The sequence below is a fragment of the Streptomyces sp. NPDC005374 genome (assembly GCF_042872225.1).
GTDB lineage: Bacteria > Actinomycetota > Actinomycetes > Streptomycetales > Streptomycetaceae > Streptomyces.
In genome coordinates, this window is the sequence record NZ_JBIAKA010000005.1 from 235,158 (window position 1) to 256,819 (window position 21,662).

Sequence of the window (21,662 nt, forward strand, 5' to 3'; positions counted from 1 at the left end):
ATCGAAGACACCGGACGAATACCGGAGACACCGGAGACACCGGACGAATGGGGACCCATGAACACCGACGCCATCAGTCTGCGGTCCGTCAGCAGGACATACGGCAGGAACCGGAGCAGGAACAGCAGACGCCCCTCGCCCGGGGACACCGCTGTCACGGCACTCGACGACGTCACCCTCGCCTTCCCCCGCGGCACCTTCACCGCCGTCATGGGCCCATCCGGCTCCGGCAAGTCGACCCTCCTGCAGTGTGCCGCCGGGCTGGACCGGCCCACCTCCGGCTCGGTCACCATGGGCGGCACCGAACTCACCACGCTCAGCGAGACCAGGCTGACCTTGCTGCGGCGGGAGCGGATCGGGTTCGTCTTTCAGGCGTTCAACCTGCTGCCCTCATTCACCGCCGAGCAGAACGTCGCCCTGCCACTTCGGCTGGCCGGCAAACGCGTACCGAAGACCCGGATCCGTGAGGTGCTCCAGCAGGTCGGCCTCGGCGAGCGTGCCCGGCACCGGCCCACGGAACTGTCGGGCGGCCAGCAGCAACGCGTAGCCCTGGCCCGTGCCCTGGTGACCCGCCCCGAGGTCCTCTTCGGCGACGAGCCGACCGGCGCCCTGGACTCGCAGACCGGACGCGAGGTGCTGACCCTGCTGCGTTCCATGGTCGACGACGAGGGCCAGACGGTCGTCATGGTCACCCACGACCCGCTGGCCGCGTCCTATGCCGACCGTGTGGTGTTCCTCGTCGACGGCCGGATCAACGGCGAGTTCGACGCAGCCCGCCCTGACGACATCGCCACCCACATGACCAAGCTGGAGGCCCTACCACCGGCCCCGTCACCGGTCCCGCCACCAGCTCTGACACGGGCCCTGCCGCCGCCCTCACCACCCACCCCGCCGACCAACCTCCCTTCACCCCGCACCCACGCCCCCACTCCCCCCACCCGCACCACACCCAGCCCAGAGCCCCAGACCTCCTCCAAGGGCCTCCCGTGCTGACCATCGCCTTCCACACCCTCCGCACCCGCTGGATCACCTTCATCGGCACCTTCGTCGCGCTCTCCCTGGGTGTCGCCCTGCTCACCGTGATGGGCCTGGCCCTCGACTCCTCGCTGAACGCTCCGGAGAGGCAGCCGGAGCGGTTCGCCGCGGCGCCGGTCGTCGTCCAGGGACAGAACTTCCTGAGCATTCCGACCTCGATCGACGCCCATGTTTCACGTGAAACACTCAAGCTCGCCCACCCCCGCGCGGTCCCCGAGGCCATCGTGGCGAAGCTGAAGAAACTCGGCACCGTCGTTGAGGACCGCTCCTTCGCCGTACGAGACAGCCAGGTCGCAAGCAGCGAAAGCGCGCCCGCCGGAAACGCTGTGCGCCCCGAAAGCGACCCCGGCCAAACCGTCGGCGGCCCCGCCGACCTCGTCGGCCACCCCTGGTCCACCGCCGCCTTCGCACCGTACGAGATCGCGGAAGGCCGCGCCCCCCGCACCGCAAACGAAGTCGTGGTGACCGGCCCTTGGGCTCACCCCGGCGACCGGCTGCGCACCGACCACGGCACCGTACGTGTAGTCGGCGCCGCTGCCTCCCTCGGCTTCGAGAACGCCGTCTTCTACACCGACGCCCGCGCCGCCGAGCTGTCACCGAAGAGCACCCAGCTCGTGGTGAAGGCAGACGCGGCAGAGGTACGAGAAGCAGCACAAGGCGAACCCGTCCAGGTGCTCACCGGCAGCGCCCGCCGCCTTGCCGACCCGGACCCGGACCCGGACCGTGAAGCGCTCACCGCCATGAACGCCCTCTTCGGCACCGCCGGGGGCGTCACCACCTTCGTGTCGGTGTTCGTCGTGGCGTCGACCTTCGCCTTCTCGGTCGCCCAACGGCGCCGGGAATTCGGCCTGCTGCGCATCGCGGGAGCCACGCCCGGCCAACTTCGCCGGACGGTGTGCGCGGAGGCCCTGCTGGCAGGCGTGATCGCTTCGGCGACCGGCTGCGCCCTCGGCATGTACGGCGCACCACGGCTCGCGAAATGGGTGGTCGACGTCGGCCTGGCTCCGGCCTGGTTCACCATCGGCGACTCCACGTGGCCGTTCCACATGGCGTTCTGGACCGGCCTGCTCGTCGCTCTGCTCGGTGTGGTCGCCGCGTCCTGGCGAGCCGGCCGCACCGGCCCCACCCAGGCTCTGCGCGAAGCGTCCGTGGACGCGAAAGCGATGACATGGGGACGCCTGCTGTTCGGGGCCTGCCTGTTGCTGACCGCGGTGGCGACGCTCGCCGTGCTCCTGGTGACCGACCCGGGCGACCTGCTGCACCGCAAGACCTACGTGAGTCGTCCAATGCTGTCGATCACCGCGGTGGCGCTGCTCGCGCCGGCCCTGGTGCGGCCGCTGACCCGTATGCTGACCTGCCTGCCGGCCCGGCTGCCGGGCGCGGGCGGGATGCTGGTGCGGGAGAACGCCGCCGCGGGAGTCCGCCGTACGGCAGCCGTCGCCGCGCCCGTCCTGGTCACCGTCGCCCTCACGGGCTCGTTGCTGGGCGCGACCGCCACGCTGAACGCGGCCAAAGCGGCCGAGACGCGCGAGCGGACCACCGCCGACTTCGTGGTCACCCCTGCCGACGACACAGGCCCCGGCGAGAGCTCAGACACCGTCGAGGCCAGGGGCTTCGACGCGGCCACGCTCCAGAAGCTGCGCGCGGTCCCGGGCACCGTGGTCTCCCCGAGCTCGTCGAGCGCCGTGTATGTCCTGGAGGACGGCGTGGCCCTCATCAGGTCCCAGGCCCGTGCCGCCGAGCCCACAGCGCTCGCCGCGACCGCCGACCTCCCTCTGGCCGCCGGAAAGGTGGGCGAGCTCGACGACGGGTCGATCATCGTCAACGAGGAGTGGGAGAGCCACACCGTCGGCCGGAGCGTGGATGTATGGCTCGGCGACGGCACCAGGAGGTCGTTGCGGATCGCCGCGGTGATGACGACCGGCACCGGCGACAACGGCGTCTACGTCACCCCGGCCAACGCCCCCGGCGCGCCCGTCGACCGCGTGGACGTCGCCCTCGCCGAAGGCGCCGACCCCACCACCGTGGCCGCCGGACTGCGCAAGGCGGGTGGGCGGGTCCTCACCGGGGGCCAGTGGGTGCGGGCGAGCAGCCCCGGAACCGACCAGACCACGCGTTACGGCTTCCTGCTGGTCCTCGGCATCGCCCTCCTCTACACCGGAATCGCTCTGGCCAACACGATGGTCATGGCGACCTCGGACCGCGTGCGCGACCTGGCGGTTCTCCGGCTGGCCGGAGCCACCCGCCGGCAGGTGCTGCGGCTGGTCGGTGCAGAAGCGCTGACGGTCGTGGCAGTGGGCGGGGTACTGGGGCTCCTGGTCGCCGGGCTCAACCTGGCGGGCATGCGGGGCGCGCTCGGTCTGCTGTCGGTGCAGAGCCCGGTGCGGATCCCGTGGCCGGAGCTCGGCGCGGTCACCGGCGCCTGCGCGGTTCTGGCCGTGGTGTCCTCGGTGGTCCCGGCCGCCTGGGCCATGCGCCACAGGACGGTGGAACCAGCCGGAGGGCAGTGAGAGAGACCTCACAGCACGGGAATTCACACAGCCGACAACCTGACGGCCGGGAGGGCAACGAGAAACCCCCTCAGGTCCGAGGAGACCTGAGGAGAGCCGAGGAGACCTGAGGGGGCTTCGCTGCGGGCACCGACGGAACGCGCCGACCAGGGCGTCCACGAGTGCCCGTCAGAGTCCAAGTCGCCCGGTCCTACGACGGCTGTCATCGGCTCGGCGGAGGCAGCGGACACCATGCCCCTCCTACCCCAGCCCCTCAACGACGCCACCAAGGACCTGATCGCCGCGAAGATCGACAAGTAGCCCTGGATCGACCGTATCCACACCCTCCACGGCGACCGGCCCCACCACCGACCCGCCGCCGACCCACGTGGCCGCAAGACCAAGTCATCGGGCACCCGGACCCCCAAGGGCTACGTCACCAACCCTGAGAGCTTCCTCACAAGCCACCAGTAGTTGCCGCCGGCGCCGACCAGGACCGGCCCACCGGCCCACTCCACCCCAGCCCAACACACCCGTCCGCACTGGAGTACTGGGGAGGAGCGTCAGCAGGGCCGGAGTCGCTGAGTCTGTCCGTCGACTGTAGGGCGGCCAGGAGTTGCCGGGCCGCCGGCCCATCGCGCGGGGAGTGCGGGGCCGGCGGCACCGGTCGGCGGTCAGGCTCCGGGGTGCAGGCCGAGCCAGCCCGGTGAGGGGTCGCCCTTCACCTCACCGAAGTACAGGGCGAAGGTCTGCTTCCAGCGCTCGATCGCCGCGCGGTCGGCCATGAAGCGAGGGAAGCCGTCGAGGTTGCCGTTGGGGTACTCCCAGACGGGCTTCAGCCCGGTCGGCGGAGTGACATCGGTGCGGACCGACCAGCCGTTGGTGGCGGCCTTCTGCTGCTCGACGGAGAGCCGCCAGTTCAGATACAGCTTGGCGGCGGTGGGGTTCTTGGCCTGCTTGAGGATCGCGGCCCGCTGTCCCCAGGACATGAACGGCGCCTTCTCGGGCAGCACCCACTTGACCGGCCCGGTGGACAGCGGCGCGCCGGAGCCGCCGATGCCGATGGCCTTCTGGCCGCTGGTGACGGCCGCGCTCGGGGTGTAGCTGCCGCGGGCGAACTGAAGGTCTTGGGTGGCCAGTCGAGCGAGCCAGTCCCAGCCGTACTTCTGCACGTAGAGGGTGTAGAGGTAGAGGACCGCGTCGTCGTCGTGCGGGTAGGAGGACGCGATCTTCCCCTTCCAGCGGGGGTCGGCCAGGTCGAGCGGACCGCTGGGGATGTCGGAGCCGACCGCGGCGGGACCGTACATGTAGCTGAAGGCACTGACCTGGACGGCGACCCACGCGCCGTGCGGGTCCTTGAAGGGAGCGTAGAGCTTGGAGAAACCGGCCGGCTTGTAGGCGAGCAGGCGGCCCTGCTCCTTCCAGCGCACGAAGTCCTGCACGGTCTGGAGCTGTACGACGTCGGGTATCAGGGTGTCGGTCGCGAACTGGTTGTCGACGCGGACGTCGTGGTACTTGCTGTAGTCGACGACCACCGTCAGGTCGATGTCCGGGAACCGGCTCTTGAAGCCGTTGCGGATCCCGTCCGCCTGGCTGGAGATGTCACCGCCGGCGTAGAGCACGAGCTTGCCGCCCTCCGCGAGGGCTGCCTGGTAGAGCTCGTCAAGGGTCCGCTTCTCCTCGGCGCCGCCCGTTGCCACGCCGCCCGCGGAGGCTTGGCCGGTGGCGGCCTGAGCGGGGGTGACGGAGGCAGCGGCGACACCGAGACCGAGAGCGGCGCCCGCTCCGGTGGCAAGCAGGCGGCGTCGGCTGGGAAGGCTGGTCATGGTGGGGGGAGCCTCTCTGTCCGTTATGTTCTGTTCGGTTGTCTATGTGGTACGGCTGGACCACGGCAGCGGAGCAGCACGGCGCCCGAGTACGGCACGGATGCCGTGCTGCTGCTGTGGGGTCAGAACATGGTGTTGTCGTTGGCGCTCTTCTCGGGCACCTCCTGGATCACGTCCCAGTGCTCGACGATCTTTCCGTCGGCGACGCGCCAGAAGTCCGCGACGGCCATACCCCGGTCGCCGGGCTTGAGGTGCAGGTTGCTGTGGGTGACCACCAAGTCCCCTTCGGCGATCACACGCTTGATGTCCAGACGCAGGTCGGGGAACTGCCCGCGCAGCCAGTGCACATAGCCGACGAAGGCTCCCGGGCCGTCCTGCGCCTCAGGGTTGTGCTGGGTGTAGCTCTCGCCGAGGTGTGCGGTGGCGGCGACCTCGGGCTGGTAGTCGTTGAACGCCTGCTCGTAGAAGGCGGTCACGAGTGCCTTGTTGTCCGCAGCGGACATGTCTGTCTCCTGCCTCGCGATGGGTGCGGTACGAATCAGTCGTTCATCGCGTAGCGGACGAGCGCCGTGTCGACGAACTGTTCGAAGCGGACGATGAGTCCACCCCGTACGACGAAGTGGTGCGCGACCCGGACGTCGATCGGCTTGCCCGTGGCCTTGTTGGTCGCGGTGTAGCGGGCGAGGACGACGACGTTCTCGCCGTCGACGACGTAGGCGTCGTCGTGGGCCGCCCAGCCCTCCCACTCCTTGCCGAGCTGCTCCATGACGTTCGAGGTGACGCCCTCGGGCGTGCGATAGGTCCCGGCCAGCGGGAAGCCGGCCATCTCCGTCCACTCCACGTCGGGGGCGAGGGTGGCGCGCAGGGCGTCCAGGTCACCGGCGGCCGAGGCCAGGTACTGGCGCCGTACGACGACGGCGGGCTCGGTGGAGGTGGCGAACTCACTCATGGTCAGCCCCACTTCATCTCGCCCTTGGCGACCTTCGAGCCGATCTGCGCGGCGATCAGCATGCCGTTGTCCGGGAAGCGCTTGACGAGGGCGTCGTTCAGCGCGGCGCCGTCGGCGGCCTTGCCCAGCTCCTCCTCGAAGGCGAGCAGGTAGTCGCGGGTGGCGCTGATGGCGGAGCTGTCGGCCGCGGTGCCGGGGAGGCGGTGGCCGGGGACGACCAGTTCCGGGTCGAGGGCGGCCATCTCGTCAAGCAGGTCGATCCAGGCGGCGCGGTCGCCGGGGGTGGGGGTGTCGGCGACCCAGACGTGCTCCTGCTGGAAGAGCAGGACGCCGCCGAGCAGGGCGCGGTGCTCGGCCTGCCAGAGGTAGTGCCGGTCGGACAGCTCCTCGGGGCCGCCCTTGAGCTCGAAACGGTGGCCCTCCAGGGTGAGGTCGCCGGTGAGCGGGGTGAGGTCGACCAGGCGGGTGGGGAGGTTGGGGCCGAGTGCCGCCCAGGCCTTGAGCTTGCCCTCGTAGGAGTGGGCGATGTGCTCGATGACGAGCGGAGTGGCGAGGAACTTCGCCTCGGGGAACGCGTCGGCGATCACCTCGGCGCCAAAGTAGAAGTCGGGGTCGGCGTGGCTGACGAAGACGGTGGTCAGCGTCTTGCCGGAGTCGAGGATCTCGGCCACCAGGCGGTGGCCGTCGGCGCGGGTGAAGGCGGCGTCCACCAGCAGTGCCTCACTCTCGCCGGTGACGAGGGTGGCGGTCTTGTTCTTGCTGCCGGCCGGGAAGTCGAGATCGAGGACCTTGAAGGAGAGAGTGCTCATGCGTGCTTCCTCGGGTGAAGGGTGATGGTCGGGGAAATCGCCTAGCGGCGAGGTGTACGACGTGAACCGGGCCGAGGCGGGCAGCCCGTGTCGAGCAGGGGTTCAGCCTTGGGTGCCCTGCTGGTCGGTCGGGTGGATGCTGAGGACGTGGGGTCGGACGGGTTGGCGCCGTGTACCTCGTCGACGCAGAGGCTGAGGCGGGCCTTGTAACGGTCGAGGCCAGCGCGGTCGCTCATGAACTGGCCGAGGCGGAGCGGGTTCATGGCGGTGTGGTCGAAACTGCCTTTGCGGCGGGCGGGGCGGCGCCCGTGCGGGCGCTCCAGGTGCCGATTGCGTGCTGCTGCCCGTCCTTGGAGAGCAGCCGGCTCAGGTACGGCTTGACGGCGGCCTGGTACGGAGCGTTCCTGAGGAGGGACGCCGGTCTGCGGCCAGGCCGCCCAGGGGGACTTGCGGCGCAGGGTGAGCGTCGAGAGACCGTTGGGGCTGTCGCCGCCGCCGGAGTCCGCCACGAGGTCGCCGGTTCCCACCAGGTCGGCGGAGTCCCCGGTGCCCCGCACGAACCTCGGGTGCTGGGCGAGCGGCTTCTTCAGGTAGTCGAAGCGGTAAGTGCCGGTGAGGGCCTTGATCTGCGGGTGGACCGTCTTCCAGCCGACCGGTGCGCAGTTCTCCAGTGACCCTTCCTTCTTCCAGCATGGGAAGTCGTCGAGGGTCTGCCGGTGGATGACGTCGGCGACCACGTGGTGCTCGGCGGCCGGCCGGTACAGCGCCCGCAACTGGGCCTCCTCGCTCGAGCCGGTCCGCTCGGCGGTGGAGGAGGTAGCGGCGTCCGCCGAAGTGGGTGCCGCAGACAGGCCGGACGCAAGGACGACGTTCATGGGAGCTGCGACGCCGAAGGCGGCCAGGACGCGCTTTCCCATGGGGCGGACTCCACATCTGTGGGGGTGGCACGGCGAAGTGCCTGCCGACGCAGACAATATACCTGCCGCAACAGATATTGCAACGGCAGATTCTTCCGCTCGTGTCCTTCTGTCATCCTTGAGGAGTGAACGAGCAACTGCTGTACGACGACGACGTGACACTCTTCGGTCTCTTCGTGGAGGCCCACAGCCGTATCAAGCCCCTGGTGAACCGCGATCTCGACATACCGCAGACCTGGTTCGAAGTGCTGCTGCGACTGGGCCGCTCCCCCGGCCACCAGCTCCGCATGACGGACCTGGCAGAGGCCGTGTCCTTCAGCTCGGGCGGCTTCACCCGGCTCGCCGACCGCATGGAAAAAGAAGGACTCCTCCGCCGCGACCCCGATCCCGCCGACCGACGAGCCGCACTCGCCGTACTGACCGACAAGGGCGGTCAGGCGCTCGACCACGCACTGACCGCCCACGTCTCCCACCTGCGCAACCACCTCGCCGGACCACTCTCAGCCGAGGACCGCCGCCACCTCGAGCGCATCCTGCGCACGCTCCGCGACGCGAACGCGTAAGTCCCGTCCTCGATCCGGATCACCGTCGCGGGCTTCGGACGCAGCCATTGAGCGAGTCATCGCAACGCGGCGGGGCGCGGCGGGGCGCGGTGGGGCGAGCAAGCGGAGTGCCCGGTACGTGGCAGGTCGTGGACGGTGGGGGTGGAGCGGTCGAGGGCGGCCGTGTGCTGCTCGGATCGTCGCCGGGTCCGGGCATGCCGTCAGCGACGAGCACCACGGAACGGCGTTACGGAAGCGCCGAGGCCGAACGCCTCAGGAACACCTTGAACACCCTCTGTCCTCCAGGGCAGTTGGGAACGTGGACCCCTACGCACCCGACACCCGCCCCGAGACGGCGGCCGGCCAGGCCAGCGGCGCCTGGGAGGCGGCCGACGGCCTCCGCGCCCGGGCGGCGTTCGCCACTGTGCACGTCGACGGACCGGGGCGGGACCGACGGGTGGGGCCCCGGCCTCTAGAACATGCCGTTGCCGTTGGCGGAGGTTTCCGGGACGTTCTGGATGACATCCCAGTGCTCGACGATCTTGCCGTTCCGCACCCGGAACAGGTCCAGGATCGCCGTGCCCCGGTCTCCCGGATAGTTGACGTAGTCGCTGTGGATGGCCACCAGGTCGCCCTCGGCGATGATCCGCTTCGGGGTGACCGTCAGCTGCGGTGCCGAGGCGAAGTAACCGCCGAGGCCGGCCTTCGCGGCGGGCACGCCGCTCTGCATCTGCGTGTTGTGCTGGAGGTAGCCGGGGTCCCAGTAGCGGTCGAGGGCGCTCAGGTCCTTGTGGACTATGAGCTCGTCGAAGGCCTTGACGACCAGAGCCTCGTTGGCCTTGGTGAGCCGGTGGTCCAGGGGCTGCGAGACCTGCGGTGAACTCAGCGTGGAGAACATGTCGTTGCCGCTGGCCGTGGTGTCCGGCACGTTCTGGATCACGTCCCAGTGCTCGGCGATCTTGCCGCCCTGGAAGCGGAAGATGTCGATGACGGCCGCGCCCTTGGTCCCCGGGACCAGCACCACGTTGGAGTGGAGCATCACGAGGTCGCCCTGGGAGATGACCCGCTTGACGTTGTACCGGGCGTCGGGGAACTGCTGGTGGATCGAGGTGGCCAGGGCCTTGAGGCCCGCCGCCCCGTCGGCCGCGGTCGGGTTGTGCTGGATGTAGTCCGGCCGTACGTAGCGGTCGACGACCGAGGTGTCACCGTGCTCGAACACCCTCTTGGTGACGGTGATGGCGACGGTCTTCTGGTAGCCGAGGCGGGCGGCATCACCGTAGCCGCCATGGCCGTCGTAGCCGCCCTGTCCGTGCGCCGCGTGCCCGGCGGCCGGGCCGTGCGGGGCCGCCACGGCGGGTACGGCGGTTGCGCCCAGGACCGCGGCGGCGGCGAGGAAGGTGACGACGGCCCTGCGGGCGGGGGTGGTGGGGGCAGTACGGGGCATGGTGCGCTCCAAACGTCTCATGCATGCGAAACCGGGGAGTAATTTTAAGTTTCAAACTCTGCATCGGCAGATAATCACCGTGGAGCGGCCCATGTCAACCGTCTTTGCCGCCCCTTGGCGTTCCTTGACCCGCCTCGACGCTCTTGCCTTAAGCGCACTCGCAGCCGTGGGCCAGGTGGTCATGAAGTACACACAGCTCGGACGCACGGGCCTCAAGGTCAGCCGACTGGCCCTCCGCACCATGAACTTCGGACCGCAGACGACCGCAGACGAACGAGGCCGACAGTCACGCGATCATGGACGCGGCGCGGGACACCGTCTTGTCGCCTCGTGTCCTCCGGGCTCTTGAACGGTTCAATCCCGCCTGCCCCTGGGGCCACAACGCCTCACTACCACCGCTGGATTCTGAGGCAGCTACTGAGACGGTTTGACCGTGCTCTGGATGTCGGCTCCGGCAGCGGTGACCTCGCAAGGCTCCCGGCTCGACGTGCCGCAACAGTGACAGCAGTCGATTCTGGCGGGGCGGCGTCGGAGGTGCCGCTGCTGCGGTCCCGCCTGCTCGGGCGTCAGACCCACGTACCGGCCGTCGGCGGTGGTCTGCCAGAGATCGATCACCGCGCCGGGCAGCGGCTTGCCCGAGGTGGAGCGTACGGTGCCGGAGACGAGCAGGGTTGCGCCGGGCTCGTCGGGCGCCATCGGCAGCACGCCCGGGTTGTCGATCTCCGGTGCCCCGGTCACGTAGGCGGGCCCGGTCGCCATCCACGTGGAGGCGCCGTCCTTCGCCGGGTGGGCGTAGGCCCTGCCGTAACTGACCTCCATCGTGCGGTTGGTACGTCAGTTGTTGTCACGTCACTCCAGTCCGGCGTCGCCGTCGACGGACGGCGCGCCTCAGGTCGGACAGCTGTGGTGCATGAGGTGGGTGTGGATCATGGAGTGGGTCATCCTCGTGTGTTCCAGACGAGGGGGGCTTTGCGGATCCAGGTGTCGTCCTCGATCGTCTGGACGAGGAACTGGGCGAGGTCGGCGCGGTTGATCCGTGCGCCGGGCTTTTCGGTGCCGGCTTCGGCGGCCCGTACGGGGCCGCTGAGGGGCTTGTCGGTGAGGGTGACGGCGCGGGCCAGGGTCCAGTCGATGCCGGACGAGGCGCGGAGGACCTGGTCGACGCCGGTGTGGTCCTCGAAGCCCGCCTTGATGTTCGACAGGTTGATGAACGCCTTGACCAGCGGGTTGAGCCGGTCCCAGTCGTCGCCGGAGCCTTGCGTGGACGTCAGCACGATGCGGTGTATGCCCTGTTCGCCCATGACGGTGAGCGTGTTGCGGGTGGCGTCGGTCATGAACATCGGCGGGCTGACCGGCTTGGCCCACGGGTTGTCGGAGGCGCGGGAGTTGTTCAGCGCGCTGATCACCGCCTGGGTGCCTTCGGCGGCCTTGCGGATGTCGTCGATGTCCGCGGGGGTGCCCTGGATCAGCTCGACACCGGCGGGTGCCTGCACCGTGTCGGGGTTGCGGACGAGGGCGCGGACGCGGTGGCCGCGCTCGGCGGCCTGCTTGAGGACGTGGGCGCCGGTGCGGCCGCTGCCGCCGAGGACCAGGAAGTTGCTCATGGTGTTCAAAAGCCTTTCGGGCAGTTCAAGGCTGGATCAGGCGGCCTGTCGGCCGGTCAGGACAGAGCCCAGGCGGCGGGCCTCGTCGTGCGCCTTGGTCATGGACGCCTCGTGCACCGGCAGCAGCGGGGCCATCATCGGCACGTACGGGGCCATGGTCAGCTCCGGCAGGACCGTCGTCAGGTCGAGGCCGAGGTTGTCCGGGTGGCCCAGGACGGTTTCCAGCGTGGGCACCAGGTGGTCCATGCCGTGCTTGGGCGCGCCTGGGCCGTAGCCGCCGCCGCGTGCGGAGATCACCGTGGCGGGGCGGCCGAGGGTGGGAGGGGGTCCGTCGAAGCTCAGGGTGCGCCCGCCGACAATGATCTGGTCCAGCCACGCCTTGAACACGGACGGCATCGTGAGGTTGTACAGCGGCACGGTGAACAGGTAGGCGTCGGCGCCGAGGAATTCCTCGATCAGCTCGTCCTGGACCGCGGCGGCCTTCGCCTGCTCGGGGGTGCGGGCGGCGGGGTCGGTGGTGCGGGCGGTGATGCCCGCCGCACTGAGGTGCGGTGCGGGTGAGACGGCCAGGTCGCGGTGGACGACCGCGCCCTTCCACGCGTCACGGAAGGACTCGGCGACCTGACGGGAGACGGAGGCCTCGCCGAGCGAGGAGGCGTCGATGTGCAGCAGGTAGGACATGGAGAGGTCAGCCTTTCGAAATGATCAAGGGTGTGTCGTTGGGTGAATGGTGGAGGTCAACTGCGGGCCGGTACGGCGCAGCCGTCGGGGCCGCAGACCGCAGCGTCGCCGCCGGTCGCCAGAGTGAGCGGGTGGGACTCGTCCCAGGCCGTGCGCAACACGTGGAGAAGACCGTCGCTGTCCTGCGCGCCGGGGATGCCGTACCTGCCGTCGACGACGATGAAGGGCGCGCCGGTGGCGCCCAGGCGCTGGGCGCGGGCGGCATCGTCGCGGACCTGCCGCTGGTAGCGGTGCTCGGTGAGCGCCCGGCGGGTGCCCTCGCGGTCCAGGGCGATCTCCTGGCCCAGGTCGAGCAGGTCGTCCATGCTGAAGACGGGGCGGGCCTGGCCGAAGTAGGCGCGGAAGATCGCGTCCCAGGCTTCGCGGTTCCTGCCCTCGGCGGAGGCGTGGGCGAGGAACTCGTGGGCCAGGTCGGTGTTGCCGACCAGGTTGTCCAGCACCCGGTAGGGGGTCAGCCCCTCGGCCTCGGCCAGCGCCTCGATCCGACGCGTGGACGCCTCGGCCTGCGAGTCGCCCATGCCGTGCCGGCGCAACAGCGCGTCACGGACGCTGAACGTCTCCCCCACGGGGAAGGAACTGCCCAGCGGGAACGAGTGGTGGACGACCTCCACCTCCTCGCCGTGCTCGAACCGCTCCACAGCCCGGTCCACACGGTGGCTGCCCAGTCCGCACCAGGGGCAGGTGACCTCGGCCCAGATCTCGATCTTCATGACGCGCGCCTCCCGTGCCTGCGCTTGATTCCTACGTTTTGTTCGTAGCGCCATGATGGGCCAGTATGGAGGTCGATACAAAAGGCACATCGGTGTTCGTGCCGGAGAGGAATGTGCGTCATGGAGGTCACCGGAGGTTCGGGCGGCGCGGCGGCGGCGGGGCCCTGTGCCCACATCCCCGCCGAGCACATGGAGTTCATCCGGCAGGTCCTCGACCGCGTCGGCGACAAGTGGAGCCTGCTGCTCATCGCGGTCGTGGAGGCTGGCCCGCTGCGCTACACCGACCTGCAGCGCCAGGTCCCCGGAATCTCCCAGCGGATGCTCACCCTCACGCTCCGCCAGCTCCACGAGGACGGTCTGATCACCCGCACCGCATACGCGGAGGTCCCACCACGCGTCGAGTACGCCCTCACCCCGCTGGGGCGCGGCCTCCACGAGATCGTGACCTCCCTGATCGGCTGGGCCACCGACCACCACGACGAGATCCGCGCGCACCGGGCCCGCGCCGCGGCACCAGCAGCCCGGTCCTGACCGCAGGATCAGCCCCGTCCGCACGTTCTCCCGCGGCCGTCGCACCAACGGACCCGAGCTCGCCACCGACCCGGACGCCGACTGGTACGTACGCGAAGGCGACCACCGCGACCCGGACGTCCCGGTGTCCGACGCCATGCGCCCGCCTCCGCCGCCCGCCAGGAAGGGCAAAGCCAAGACGCCTCTGGGCAAGAAGAAGTACCTCTACGGCTACGACGCCCACCTCATCGTGACCCGTGACACCGAACACGACGCCGTACTCCTCGACGACGGCACCCCGAACCCCGACGTCCTGCCCGTCGTCGTCCTCGGCGTCACCCTCGACAAGCCCGGCCAGCGCCCGGCGTACAACGGCCTTGCAGTCCTCGACCGACTCCAGGAACGGGGCTACAAACCCGGCTACCTTGCGGGCGACCGCGCCTACAACAACTCCGAGCCCGCAGAGTGGCAGCTTCCCATCCGGGCCATGGGCTACAAGCCCGTATATGACTACCGGGCGGACCAGCTCGGCGAGCAGAACGGAACGCAGGGCGCGATCCTCGTCGAGGGCCGCTGGTACTGCCCGTCCATGCCGAAGCCCCTCATCAACGCCACCATCGACCTGCACGCCGAGCGCATCGACCGGGAGACGTGGATCCGGCTGATCGCCGCCCGCCGCGGCTACCGCCTCATGCCGAAGCAGAACGCTGACGCCGACGGCTACCAGCGGATGATGTGCCCCGCCGAAGCAGGCAAGGCCCAGTGTTCCCTCAAGCCCCACACCATGGGACGCGGCCCGGTCAAGGTCTGCCGCCAGCACGCCATCACCATCGGCCCGGAAGCCGGCGCCAAGCAGTGGCAGTCCCTGGAGTACGACGGCCCGCAATGGCAGAAGATCTACTTCCGGCTCCGCAACAGCGTCGAGGGCTACAACGGCTACGCCAAGAACCCCCTCGCCGAGGCCATCGAAGCCGCCGGCTCCCGCCGCATCCGCGGCATCGCGGCATCGCGGCCCAGACCATCCTCCTGGCCTTCCAGCTCGCCCACGCCAACCGCCGCAAGATCATGAAATGGCTGGAGACGCTCGCACTCGGAGGCGAACGCCCCCGGCGCCGCACCCACCACAGGCGGAAGACCAAGGAACCCGGGACCTGGACACCCACCGGCCATCTGCCGTCGGCCGCGTGAACCGGCCGAGGTCACCCCAGCACCACCCGGAGAACAACCAGCAGCTCACATAGCAGGGCCCCGGCCGTGAGATACCTCACCGCCGGGGCCCTGCCACGTCCCTGTCCGGACCAGGTCCGGACAGACAACGAGAAACGGGCCCCCACCGGTGACTTCCGTCACTGGTGAAGACCCGTTCCGTCGGTTCTTCGCTGTGCGCGAGGGGGGAGTTGAACCCCCACGCCCTTTCGGGCACTGGAACCTGAATCCAGCGCGTCTGCCTATTCCGCCACCCGCGCATTGGGTGTGTCCTCCGGCCCCGATCCTCGCGGTGCGGCGCCCTCCGACATGCAGAACATTAGCACGCAGCAAGGGGTGGGTTCACATCCCTTATCAGGGGGCAGCCGCCCACCAGCGGGTTCGGAAACGGCACCCGAACCGGGGCGCCCCGGCCACGTATCAACCTGTGCTGGTTCACGTATCAACCTCGTACCGGTAACCCCCGTCTCCCCAGGAGCCGGTCGGGGTCCACAGTCAGGTGCGGGACACTGGTCCACGGCCGCCTCTACGATCCTTGACAAAGGAGTTCGACAGCGGAGTTCGAAGTGGAGCTCCACAGGGAACCTCGGAGGCGTCGACACCTGTCGACAGTGCCGACAAGGGGAACCAGCCGATTCACCGGCGCGTGGATACGATCAGTAAGCAGTACCAGGTAGGCAGCACGCAGAGCAGTACCCAGGACGGCAAGGACGGAGGAGGTGCCTCATGGGAGTCCTGAAGAAGTTCGAGCAGCGTCTCGAAGGTCTGGTCAACGGCACCTTCGCCAAGGTGTTCAAGTCCGAGGTCCAGCCCGTGGAGATCGCGGGAGCGCTCCAGCGGGAGTGCGACAACAACGCGACCATCTGGAACCGCGACCGCACGGTCGTACCCAATGACTTCATCGTGGAGCTGAGCACGCCGGACTTCGAGCGGCTCAGCCCCTACTCGGGCCAGCTCGGCGACGAGCTCGCCGGCATGGTGCGCGACTACGCCAAGCAGCAGCGATACGCCTTCATGGGCCCGATCAAGGTCAACCTGGAGAAGGCGGACGACCTCGACACCGGTCTGTACCGGGTGCGCAGTCGTACGCTCGCCGGCTCCACCGACCAGCAGGCCCCCGGAACCGCGGCCCCGGCCGGCCGCCCCGGCGCGCAGGGAGCGGGCGGTTACGGCTACCCGCCGTCGGCCGCTCCGCCCATGCCGGCCGCCCCGCCGCCCGGCCGCGGCGCCCCCGGCGGCTACGGCCACCCGCAGCAGGCCCAGCCCCAACGCCCGGCAGGCGGCCCGGTCGGCGCGCCCGCTCCGGGCTCCCGCACCCGCCACTGGATCGAGATCAACGGCGCCCGCCATCAGATCTCCCGCGCAACGCTGGTGCTGGGACGCAGCACCGAAGCCGACGTGCGGATCGACGACCCCGGCGTCTCGCGCCGGCACTGTGAGATCCGGACCGGAACGCCCTCGACGATCCAGGATCTCGGGTCCACCAACGGCATCGTGGTGGACGGGCAGCACACCACCCGCGCTACGCTCCGCGACGGCTCGCGGATCGTCGTGGGCAGCACCACCATCATTTACCGGCAAGCCGAAGGGTGAAGCGGGGGCAATGTCAGAGCTGACCCTCACGGTCATGCGGCTGGGTTTCCTGGCCGTACTGTGGCTGTTCGTGATCGTGGCCGTGCAGGTCATCCGCAGCGACCTCTTCGGTACGCGCGTCACCCAGCGCGGCGCCAGGCGAGAAGCCGCACGGCCCCAGCAGGCCGCCCGGCAGCAGGCGGCGCCTCCGCAGCAGCGCCAGCAGGCCGGCGGCCGCCAGCGCCGTAACGCACCCACCAAGCTGGTCGTGTCCGAGGGCACCCTCACCGGCACCACGGTCGCCCTCCAGGGCCAGACCATCAGCCTGGGCCGGGCGCACGACAGCACCATCGTGCTGGACGACGACTACGCCTCCAGCCGCCATGCCAGGATCTACCCGGACCGCGACGGCCAGTGGATCGTCGAGGACCTGGGCTCGACCAACGGCACGTATCTCGACCGATCGCGGCTGACGACTCCCACACCGATTCCGCTGGGCGCGCCGATCCGCATCGGCAAGACCGTCATCGAGCTGCGGAAGTAGTGCTACATCATGAATAGGCGCGAGCGGAGCGAGCACGCGGCGTGGGCCCCCACCCCGGGCCCCGGCGCGCTCCCGACCGGAGGGTGGGCACCGTGCGGATGTACCCGGAGCCGACAGGCGAGGTGCGCATGAGTCTGTCACTGCGCTTCGCCGCCGGATCGCACAAAGGCATGATCCGGGAGGGCAACGAGGACTCCGGATACGCCGGACCCCGCCTGCTCGCCATCGCCGACGGCATGGGCGGCGCCGCCGCCGGCGAGGTCGCCTCCTCCGAGGCCATCTCCACCATCGTCGCCCTCGACGACGACGTCCCCGGCTCCGACGTCCTCACCTCGCTCGGCGTGGCCGTACAGCGCGCCAACGACCAACTGCGCTCCATGGTCGAGGACGACCCCCAGCTGGAGGGCATGGGCACCACGCTCACCGCCCTGCTCTGGACCGGCCAGCGACTCGGTCTCGTCCACGTCGGCGACTCGCGCGCCTACCTCCTGCGCGACGGCGTCCTCACCCAGATCACGCAGGACCACACCTGGGTGCAGCGCCTGGTCGACGAGGGCCGCATCACCGAGGAAGAGGCCACCACCCACCCCCAACGCTCCCTGCTGATGCGGGCGTTGGGCAGCGGCGAACACGTCGAGCCCGACCTCTCCATCCGCGAGGTCCGCGCCGGCGACCGCTACCTGATCTGCTCCGACGGCCTGTCCGGCGTGGTCTCCCACCAGACCCTCGAGGACACCCTCGCCAGCTACCAGGGCCCCCAGGAGACCGTGCAGGAGCTCATCCAGCTCGCCCTGCGCGGCGGCGGCCCCGACAACATCACGGTCATCATCGCCGACGTACTCGACCTGGACACCGGGGACACCCTCGCCGGGCAGCTCTCCGACACCCCGGTCGTGGTCGGCGCGGTCGCCGAGAACCAGAACCACCTGCACGACCCCGGCCTCATGCAGACACCCGCGGGCCGCGCCTCCGGACTCGGCAGGCAGGTACCCGGACAGGGCGGCGGCGAGTTCGGCCCGCCCGGCTCCGGCGACACCACCGGCTACGCCCCCGCGGGCAGCTACGGCGACTACACCGACGAGGACTTCGTCAAGCCCCGCAAAGGCCGCAGGTGGCTGAAGAGATCCTTCTACTCGGTCCTCGCGCTCGCCGTCATCGGCGGCGGCCTGTACGGCGGCTGGCGCTGGACGCAGACGCAGTACTACGTCGGCACCAACGGCGAACACGTCGCCCTGTACCGGGGCATCAGCCAGGACCTGGCCTGGGTCTCGCTCTCGAAGGTCTCCAAGGACCACCCCGAGATCGAACTCAAGTACCTGCCGCCGTACCAGCAGAAGTCGGTCGAGGGCACCATCGCCGAGGGCGGCCTGAAGCCGGCCCAGAAGAAGATCACCGAACTAGGCGTGCAGGCCTCCGCGTGCAAGAAGCAGGCCGCGGCGCAGGCCACGGAGAGCAAGAAGAACTCCACGACGGGCGAGGGCGAGGCCGGCGGCACCACGGGAACCACACCGTCCTCCCTGACGTCCAAGGCCACACCGACCCCGACGAGCACGACCTCCCCGTCCCCGAACGCTTCCGCATCCCCGACCGCGCCCACTCCCACCCCCGGCCCCACTCTCTCGGACGAGGAGAAGCAGGTCGTCGGGAACTGCGGTACGCAGTAGGCCAGCCGTGAGAGGCCCTGTCACACGATGAGCAGCAGTACTTCGAACACCTCGACGCACCACACGTCCACGATCGGCGCGATCGGCGCACCGAGCCGCCGCAACACCGAGCTGGCTCTCCTGGTGTTCGCCGTCCTCATCCCGGTCTTCGCCTACGCCAACGTGGGCCTCGCCCTCCACGACGAGGTGCCCTCGGGCCTGCTCAGCTACGGCCTGGGCCTCGGTCTGCTGGCCGGCGTCGCCCACCTCGTCGTCCGCAAGTTCGCCCCGTACGCGGACCCGCTGATGCTGCCGCTCGCCACCCTGCTGAACGGCCTCGGACTCGTCGCCATCTGGCGCCTGGACCAGTCCGCGCTGCTGCGGGGACTCGGCGTCGCCGGCGGCAAGGCCACCAACCAGCTGATCTACACGGCGCTCGGCATCGCCCTGTTCTCCGTCGTACTGATCTTCCTCAAGGACCACCGCGTCCTCCAGCGCTACACCTACATCTCCATGGTCGGCGCGCTGGTCCTGCTGCTGCTCCCGCTCGTCCCGGGCCTCGGCGCCAACATCACCTACGGCGCCAAGATCTGGATCCAGGTCGGCAGCTTCACCATCCAGCCCGGAGAGTTCGCCAAGATCGTCCTGGCGATCTTCTTCGCCGGCTACCTGATGGTCAAACGCGACGCACTCGCCCTCGCCAGCCGCCGCTTCATGGGCCTCTACCTGCCCCGCGGCCGCGACCTCGGACCGATCATCGTCGTATGGATGATCTCGATCCTCATCCTGGTGTTCGAGACCGACCTCGGTACGTCGCTGCTGTTCTTCGGAATGTTCATCATCATGCTGTACGTCGCCACCGAGCGGACCAGCTGGATCGTCTTCGGTCTGCTGATGTCCGCGGCCGGCGCCGTCGGCGTGGCCAGCTTCGAACCGCACGTCCAGACCCGTGTCCAGGCCTGGCTCGACCCGATGCGCGAGTACACCCTCAGCCGCAACGGCAGCACCGACGGCATCCTCCACTCCGAGCAGGCCATGCAGGCCCTGTGGGCCTTCGGCTCCGGCGGCACCCTCGGCACCGGCTGGGGACAGGGCCACTCCGAGCTGATCCGCTTCGCCGCCAACTCCGACTTCATCCTCGCCACCTTCGGCGAGGAACTGGGCCTCGCCGGCCTCATGGCGATCCTGCTGATCTACGGCCTGATCGTGGAACGCGGCGTACGCACCGCCCTCGCCGCCCGCGACCCCTTCGGCAAACTCCTCGCCATCGGCCTCTCCGGCGCCTTCGCCCTCCAGGTCTTCGTGGTCGCCGGCGGCGTGATGGGCCTCATCCCGCTGACCGGCATGACGATGCCCTTCCTGGCGTACGGCGGATCCTCCGTCATCGCCAACTGGGCCCTGATCGGCATCCTGATCAGAATCAGCGACACCGCCCGCCGCCCGGCGCCCGCCCCCGCCCCCAGCCCCGACGCCGAGATGACCCAGGTGGTCCGCCCGTCATGAACAAGCCCCTGCGCCGGATCGCGATCTTCTGCGGCCTCCTGGTCCTCGCCCTGCTCATCCGCGACAACTGGCTCCAGTACGTCAAGGCCGACACCCTCCGCGAGGACCCCGACAACCGCCGCGTCCTCATCGCCCGGTACGCCACACCACGCGGCGACATCATCGTCGACGGCAAGGCCATCACCGGGCACGCCGAGACCACCTCGGGCGACTTCAAGTACAAGCGCACCTACCAGGACGGCGCGATGTGGGCGCCGGTCACGGGCTTCGTCTCCCAGTCCTACGGCGCCACCCAGCTGGAGTCCATCGAGGACGGCATCCTCACCGGCAACGACGACCGGCTCTTCTTCCGCAACACCCTCGACATGCTCACCGGCAAGCCGAAAGAGGGCGGGAACGTCGTCACCACCCTCAACGCCGCCGCCCAGAAGGCCGCCTACGACGGTCTGAAGAAGCAGGGCGGCAAGGGCGCGGTCGCCGCCCTGGACCCCACCACCGGCAAGATCCTGGCGCTGGCCTCCTACCCCTCGTACGACCCCTCGACGATCGCCGGCGGCAGCAAGGCCGACGGGGAGGCCTGGAAGAAGCTCGACAAGAAGAACAACCCCGCCGACCCGATGCTCAACCGGGCCCTGCGCGAGGTCTACCCCCCCGGCTCCACCTTCAAGGTCGTCACCGCGGCCGCCGCGCTGGAGAACGGCCTGTACAAGGACGCCGACTCGCCCACGAAGTCGCCTCTGCCGTGGACCATGCCGGGCACCACGACCCAACTGCCCAACGAGGGCAACATCCCCTGCAAGAACGCCACCCTGCGGGTCGCGCTCCAGGTCTCCTGCAACACCGTCTTCGGCAAGGTCGGCTCCGACCTGGGCAACGACAAGATGCTGGAAGAAGCCAAGAAGTTCGGCTTCGACGAGGAGCAGTTCACCCCGGTGCGCTCCAGCGCCTCCGTCTTCTCCAAGGACATGGCGCCCTCCGAGGTGGCACTGTCCTCGATCGGCCAGTTCAACACCGCCGCTTCCCCGCTCCAGATGGCCATGGTCGCCTCCGCGGTCGCCAACAACGGCACCCTGATGAAGCCGTACATGGTCGACTCCCTCCAGGCCCCCAACCTCGACCCCCTCGAGCAGACCGAGCCGGAGAAGATGAGCGAGCCGCTGTCCGCGGAGAACGCCCAGATCCTCCAGTCGATGATGGAAACGGTCGTCAAGGACGGCACCGGCAAGAAGGCGCAGATCAGCGGCGTCACGGTGGGCGGCAAGACCGGTACCGCCCAGCAGGGCGAGAACAACAGCAAGAACCCCTACGCCTGGTTCATCTCGTACGCCAAGGTCGGTGACAGCTCGCCGGTGGCGGTCGCCGTCGTGATCCAGGACGACGATGCCGAGGCCCGCGAGAACATCTCCGGCGGCGGCCTCGCGGCCCCCATCGCGAAGAACGTGATGGAGGCCGTCATCAACTCCCAGAAGTGACCCCGCTCACGTCCCCTTCGCATCGGTGCACGTTGCGATACCGGTCCTGTATCGGGTGACGCACTTGGCCAGGTCACACAAAGCCAGACGGGTACGGTAGGCCCGGACGGCAGCCTCCGACCGCACACACGTGCCGGTCGGGACCG

The 21,662-nt window shown here is 69.5% G+C and carries 20 protein-coding genes, 1 tRNA gene and 2 pseudogenes; 12 read left to right on the top strand and 11 right to left on the bottom strand.

Annotated elements, in window-relative coordinates; genetic code table 11:
• The first annotated feature begins 57 nt into the window (after window positions 1–57).
• Together ACFYRX_RS14850 and ACFYRX_RS14855 are read left to right on the top strand one after the other, a co-directional pair.
• Window positions 58–993: an ABC transporter ATP-binding protein gene (locus ACFYRX_RS14850; RefSeq protein WP_389099506.1), complete on the top strand. Its 936-nt coding sequence runs from the start codon at window positions 58–60 to the stop codon at window positions 991–993.
• Window positions 987–3,545: an FtsX-like permease family protein gene (locus ACFYRX_RS14855; protein ID WP_389099508.1), complete on the top strand. Its 2,559-nt coding sequence runs from the start codon at window positions 987–989 to the stop codon at window positions 3,543–3,545. The genes ACFYRX_RS14850 and ACFYRX_RS14855 overlap by 7 nt, the downstream gene beginning before the upstream one ends.
• Before the next feature lie 653 nt (window positions 3,546–4,198).
• On the opposite strand, the gene ACFYRX_RS14860 is transcribed toward ACFYRX_RS14855, so the two are convergent.
• The 5 genes from ACFYRX_RS14860 to ACFYRX_RS14880 all read right to left on the bottom strand — a co-directional run bounded on the left by ACFYRX_RS14860 (window position 4,199) and on the right by ACFYRX_RS14880 (window position 8,025).
• Window positions 4,199–5,350, bottom strand: coding sequence for an ABC transporter substrate-binding protein (locus ACFYRX_RS14860; RefSeq protein ID WP_389099510.1), 1,152 nt, complete (start codon window positions 5,348–5,350; stop codon window positions 4,199–4,201).
• 122 nt (window positions 5,351–5,472) lie between these two features.
• On the bottom strand, window positions 5,473–5,853 hold the full coding sequence (locus ACFYRX_RS14865; protein WP_389099512.1) for a nuclear transport factor 2 family protein: 381 nt from the start codon (window positions 5,851–5,853) through the stop codon (window positions 5,473–5,475).
• Window positions 5,854–5,888: 35 nt separating this feature from the next.
• Entirely contained in the window at window positions 5,889–6,299 is a 411-nt protein-coding gene (locus ACFYRX_RS14870; protein WP_389099514.1) for a nuclear transport factor 2 family protein, read from the bottom strand.
• Window positions 6,300–6,301: 2 nt separating this feature from the next.
• Window positions 6,302–7,108, bottom strand: coding sequence for an MBL fold metallo-hydrolase (locus ACFYRX_RS14875; RefSeq protein ID WP_389099516.1), 807 nt, complete (start codon window positions 7,106–7,108; stop codon window positions 6,302–6,304).
• A 41-nt stretch (window positions 7,109–7,149) separates the two neighbouring features.
• Window positions 7,150–8,025: a hypothetical protein gene (locus ACFYRX_RS14880; RefSeq protein ID WP_389099518.1), complete on the bottom strand. Its 876-nt coding sequence runs from the start codon at window positions 8,023–8,025 to the stop codon at window positions 7,150–7,152.
• Window positions 8,026–8,150: 125 nt separating this feature from the next.
• Between ACFYRX_RS14880 and ACFYRX_RS14885 the strand changes: the two genes are divergently transcribed.
• Window positions 8,151–8,588: a MarR family winged helix-turn-helix transcriptional regulator gene (locus ACFYRX_RS14885; protein ID WP_389099520.1), complete on the top strand. Its 438-nt coding sequence runs from the start codon at window positions 8,151–8,153 to the stop codon at window positions 8,586–8,588.
• Between the two features lie 451 nt (window positions 8,589–9,039).
• On the opposite strand, the gene ACFYRX_RS14890 is transcribed toward ACFYRX_RS14885, so the two are convergent.
• Window positions 9,040–10,011 carry an ester cyclase gene (locus tag ACFYRX_RS14890; RefSeq protein ID WP_389099522.1) on the bottom strand — a complete coding sequence of 324 codons (972 nt, stop codon included), beginning with the start codon at window positions 10,009–10,011 and terminating at the stop codon, window positions 9,040–9,042.
• 181 nt (window positions 10,012–10,192) lie between these two features.
• Here ACFYRX_RS14890 and ACFYRX_RS14895 point away from each other — a divergent pair.
• Together ACFYRX_RS14895 and ACFYRX_RS14900 are read left to right on the top strand one after the other, a co-directional pair.
• Window positions 10,193–10,325 (top strand): annotated as a pseudogene (locus tag ACFYRX_RS14895) (aldo/keto reductase); the annotation flags it as partial.
• Window positions 10,308–10,528 (top strand): annotated as a pseudogene (locus ACFYRX_RS14900) (SAM-dependent methyltransferase); the annotation flags it as partial. The pseudogenes ACFYRX_RS14895 and ACFYRX_RS14900, both read left to right, overlap by 18 nt.
• On the opposite strand, the gene ACFYRX_RS14905 reads toward ACFYRX_RS14900, so the two are convergent.
• From ACFYRX_RS14905 to ACFYRX_RS14920, 4 genes are all read right to left on the bottom strand, one after another.
• Window positions 10,426–10,830: a hypothetical protein gene (locus tag ACFYRX_RS14905; RefSeq protein WP_389099524.1), complete on the bottom strand. Its 405-nt coding sequence runs from the start codon at window positions 10,828–10,830 to the stop codon at window positions 10,426–10,428. The pseudogene ACFYRX_RS14900 and the gene ACFYRX_RS14905 overlap by 103 nt on opposite strands.
• Before the next feature lie 119 nt (window positions 10,831–10,949).
• On the bottom strand, window positions 10,950–11,615 hold the full coding sequence (locus tag ACFYRX_RS14910; RefSeq protein ID WP_389099526.1) for an NAD(P)-dependent oxidoreductase: 666 nt from the start codon (window positions 11,613–11,615) through the stop codon (window positions 10,950–10,952).
• Between the two features lie 36 nt (window positions 11,616–11,651).
• Window positions 11,652–12,296, bottom strand: coding sequence for an FMN-dependent NADH-azoreductase (locus ACFYRX_RS14915; RefSeq protein WP_389099528.1), 645 nt, complete (start codon window positions 12,294–12,296; stop codon window positions 11,652–11,654).
• A 56-nt stretch (window positions 12,297–12,352) separates the two neighbouring features.
• Window positions 12,353–13,066, bottom strand: coding sequence for a DsbA family protein (locus ACFYRX_RS14920; RefSeq protein WP_389099530.1), 714 nt, complete (start codon window positions 13,064–13,066; stop codon window positions 12,353–12,355).
• A 120-nt stretch (window positions 13,067–13,186) separates the two neighbouring features.
• Between ACFYRX_RS14920 and ACFYRX_RS14925 the strand changes: the two genes are divergently transcribed.
• Both ACFYRX_RS14925 and ACFYRX_RS14930 read left to right on the top strand, forming a co-directional pair.
• Window positions 13,187–13,597: a winged helix-turn-helix transcriptional regulator gene (locus ACFYRX_RS14925; protein WP_389099532.1), complete on the top strand. Its 411-nt coding sequence runs from the start codon at window positions 13,187–13,189 to the stop codon at window positions 13,595–13,597.
• A gap of 124 nt (window positions 13,598–13,721) precedes the next feature.
• Complete coding sequence (locus tag ACFYRX_RS14930) at window positions 13,722–14,645, top strand: hypothetical protein (protein ID WP_389099534.1); 924 nt, start codon at window positions 13,722–13,724, stop codon at window positions 14,643–14,645.
• 313 nt (window positions 14,646–14,958) lie between these two features.
• Here the strand turns inward: ACFYRX_RS14930 and ACFYRX_RS14935 are convergent.
• A tRNA-Leu gene (locus ACFYRX_RS14935) sits at window positions 14,959–15,042 on the bottom strand.
• Between the two features lie 466 nt (window positions 15,043–15,508).
• Between ACFYRX_RS14935 and ACFYRX_RS14940 the strand changes: the two genes are divergently transcribed.
• The 5 genes from ACFYRX_RS14940 (at window position 15,509) to ACFYRX_RS14960 (ending at window position 21,516) form a co-directional block, all read left to right on the top strand.
• Entirely contained in the window at window positions 15,509–16,375 is an 867-nt protein-coding gene (locus tag ACFYRX_RS14940; RefSeq protein ID WP_389099535.1) for an FhaA domain-containing protein, read from the top strand.
• Window positions 16,376–16,385: 10 nt separating this feature from the next.
• Window positions 16,386–16,898 carry an FHA domain-containing protein gene (locus ACFYRX_RS14945; RefSeq protein WP_389099537.1) on the top strand — a complete coding sequence of 171 codons (513 nt, stop codon included), beginning with the start codon at window positions 16,386–16,388 and terminating at the stop codon, window positions 16,896–16,898.
• A gap of 98 nt (window positions 16,899–16,996) precedes the next feature.
• Window positions 16,997–18,562: a Stp1/IreP family PP2C-type Ser/Thr phosphatase gene (locus tag ACFYRX_RS14950; protein WP_389100006.1), complete on the top strand. Its 1,566-nt coding sequence runs from the start codon at window positions 16,997–16,999 to the stop codon at window positions 18,560–18,562.
• A gap of 27 nt (window positions 18,563–18,589) precedes the next feature.
• Window positions 18,590–20,044 carry an FtsW/RodA/SpoVE family cell cycle protein gene (locus ACFYRX_RS14955; RefSeq protein WP_389099539.1) on the top strand — a complete coding sequence of 485 codons (1,455 nt, stop codon included), beginning with the start codon at window positions 18,590–18,592 and terminating at the stop codon, window positions 20,042–20,044.
• Complete coding sequence (locus ACFYRX_RS14960; protein ID WP_389099541.1) at window positions 20,041–21,516, top strand: peptidoglycan D,D-transpeptidase FtsI family protein; 1,476 nt, start codon at window positions 20,041–20,043, stop codon at window positions 21,514–21,516. The genes ACFYRX_RS14955 and ACFYRX_RS14960 overlap by 4 nt, the downstream gene beginning before the upstream one ends.
• Window positions 21,517–21,662: the final 146 nt, after the last annotated feature.

Excerpts from the sequence above, each read along its gene's own strand:
- ACFYRX_RS14850 (WP_389099506.1), top strand. The coding sequence starts at position 58 with ATGAACACCGACGCCATCAGTCTGCGGTCCGTCAGCAGGACATACGGC.
- ACFYRX_RS14860 (WP_389099510.1), bottom strand. The coding sequence starts at position 5,350 with ATGACCAGCCTTCCCAGCCGACGCCGCCTGCTTGCCACCGGAGCGGGC.
- ACFYRX_RS14865 (WP_389099512.1), bottom strand. The coding sequence starts at position 5,853 with ATGTCCGCTGCGGACAACAAGGCACTCGTGACCGCCTTCTACGAGCAG.
- ACFYRX_RS14870 (WP_389099514.1), bottom strand. The coding sequence starts at position 6,299 with ATGAGTGAGTTCGCCACCTCCACCGAGCCCGCCGTCGTCGTACGGCGC.
- ACFYRX_RS14875 (WP_389099516.1), bottom strand. The coding sequence starts at position 7,108 with ATGAGCACTCTCTCCTTCAAGGTCCTCGATCTCGACTTCCCGGCCGGC.
- ACFYRX_RS14880 (WP_389099518.1), bottom strand. The coding sequence starts at position 8,025 with ATGGGAAAGCGCGTCCTGGCCGCCTTCGGCGTCGCAGCTCCCATGAAC.
- ACFYRX_RS14890 (WP_389099522.1), bottom strand. The coding sequence starts at position 10,011 with ATGCCCCGTACTGCCCCCACCACCCCCGCCCGCAGGGCCGTCGTCACC.
- ACFYRX_RS14905 (WP_389099524.1), bottom strand. The coding sequence starts at position 10,830 with ATGGAGGTCAGTTACGGCAGGGCCTACGCCCACCCGGCGAAGGACGGC.
- ACFYRX_RS14910 (WP_389099526.1), bottom strand. The coding sequence starts at position 11,615 with ATGAGCAACTTCCTGGTCCTCGGCGGCAGCGGCCGCACCGGCGCCCAC.
- ACFYRX_RS14915 (WP_389099528.1), bottom strand. The coding sequence starts at position 12,296 with ATGTCCTACCTGCTGCACATCGACGCCTCCTCGCTCGGCGAGGCCTCC.
- ACFYRX_RS14920 (WP_389099530.1), bottom strand. The coding sequence starts at position 13,066 with ATGAAGATCGAGATCTGGGCCGAGGTCACCTGCCCCTGGTGCGGACTG.
- ACFYRX_RS14925 (WP_389099532.1), top strand. The coding sequence starts at position 13,187 with ATGGAGGTCACCGGAGGTTCGGGCGGCGCGGCGGCGGCGGGGCCCTGT.
- ACFYRX_RS14940 (WP_389099535.1), top strand. The coding sequence starts at position 15,509 with ATGGGAGTCCTGAAGAAGTTCGAGCAGCGTCTCGAAGGTCTGGTCAAC.
- ACFYRX_RS14945 (WP_389099537.1), top strand. The coding sequence starts at position 16,386 with ATGTCAGAGCTGACCCTCACGGTCATGCGGCTGGGTTTCCTGGCCGTA.
- ACFYRX_RS14950 (WP_389100006.1), top strand. The coding sequence starts at position 16,997 with ATGTACCCGGAGCCGACAGGCGAGGTGCGCATGAGTCTGTCACTGCGC.
- ACFYRX_RS14955 (WP_389099539.1), top strand. The coding sequence starts at position 18,590 with ATGAGCAGCAGTACTTCGAACACCTCGACGCACCACACGTCCACGATC.
- ACFYRX_RS14960 (WP_389099541.1), top strand. The coding sequence starts at position 20,041 with ATGAACAAGCCCCTGCGCCGGATCGCGATCTTCTGCGGCCTCCTGGTC.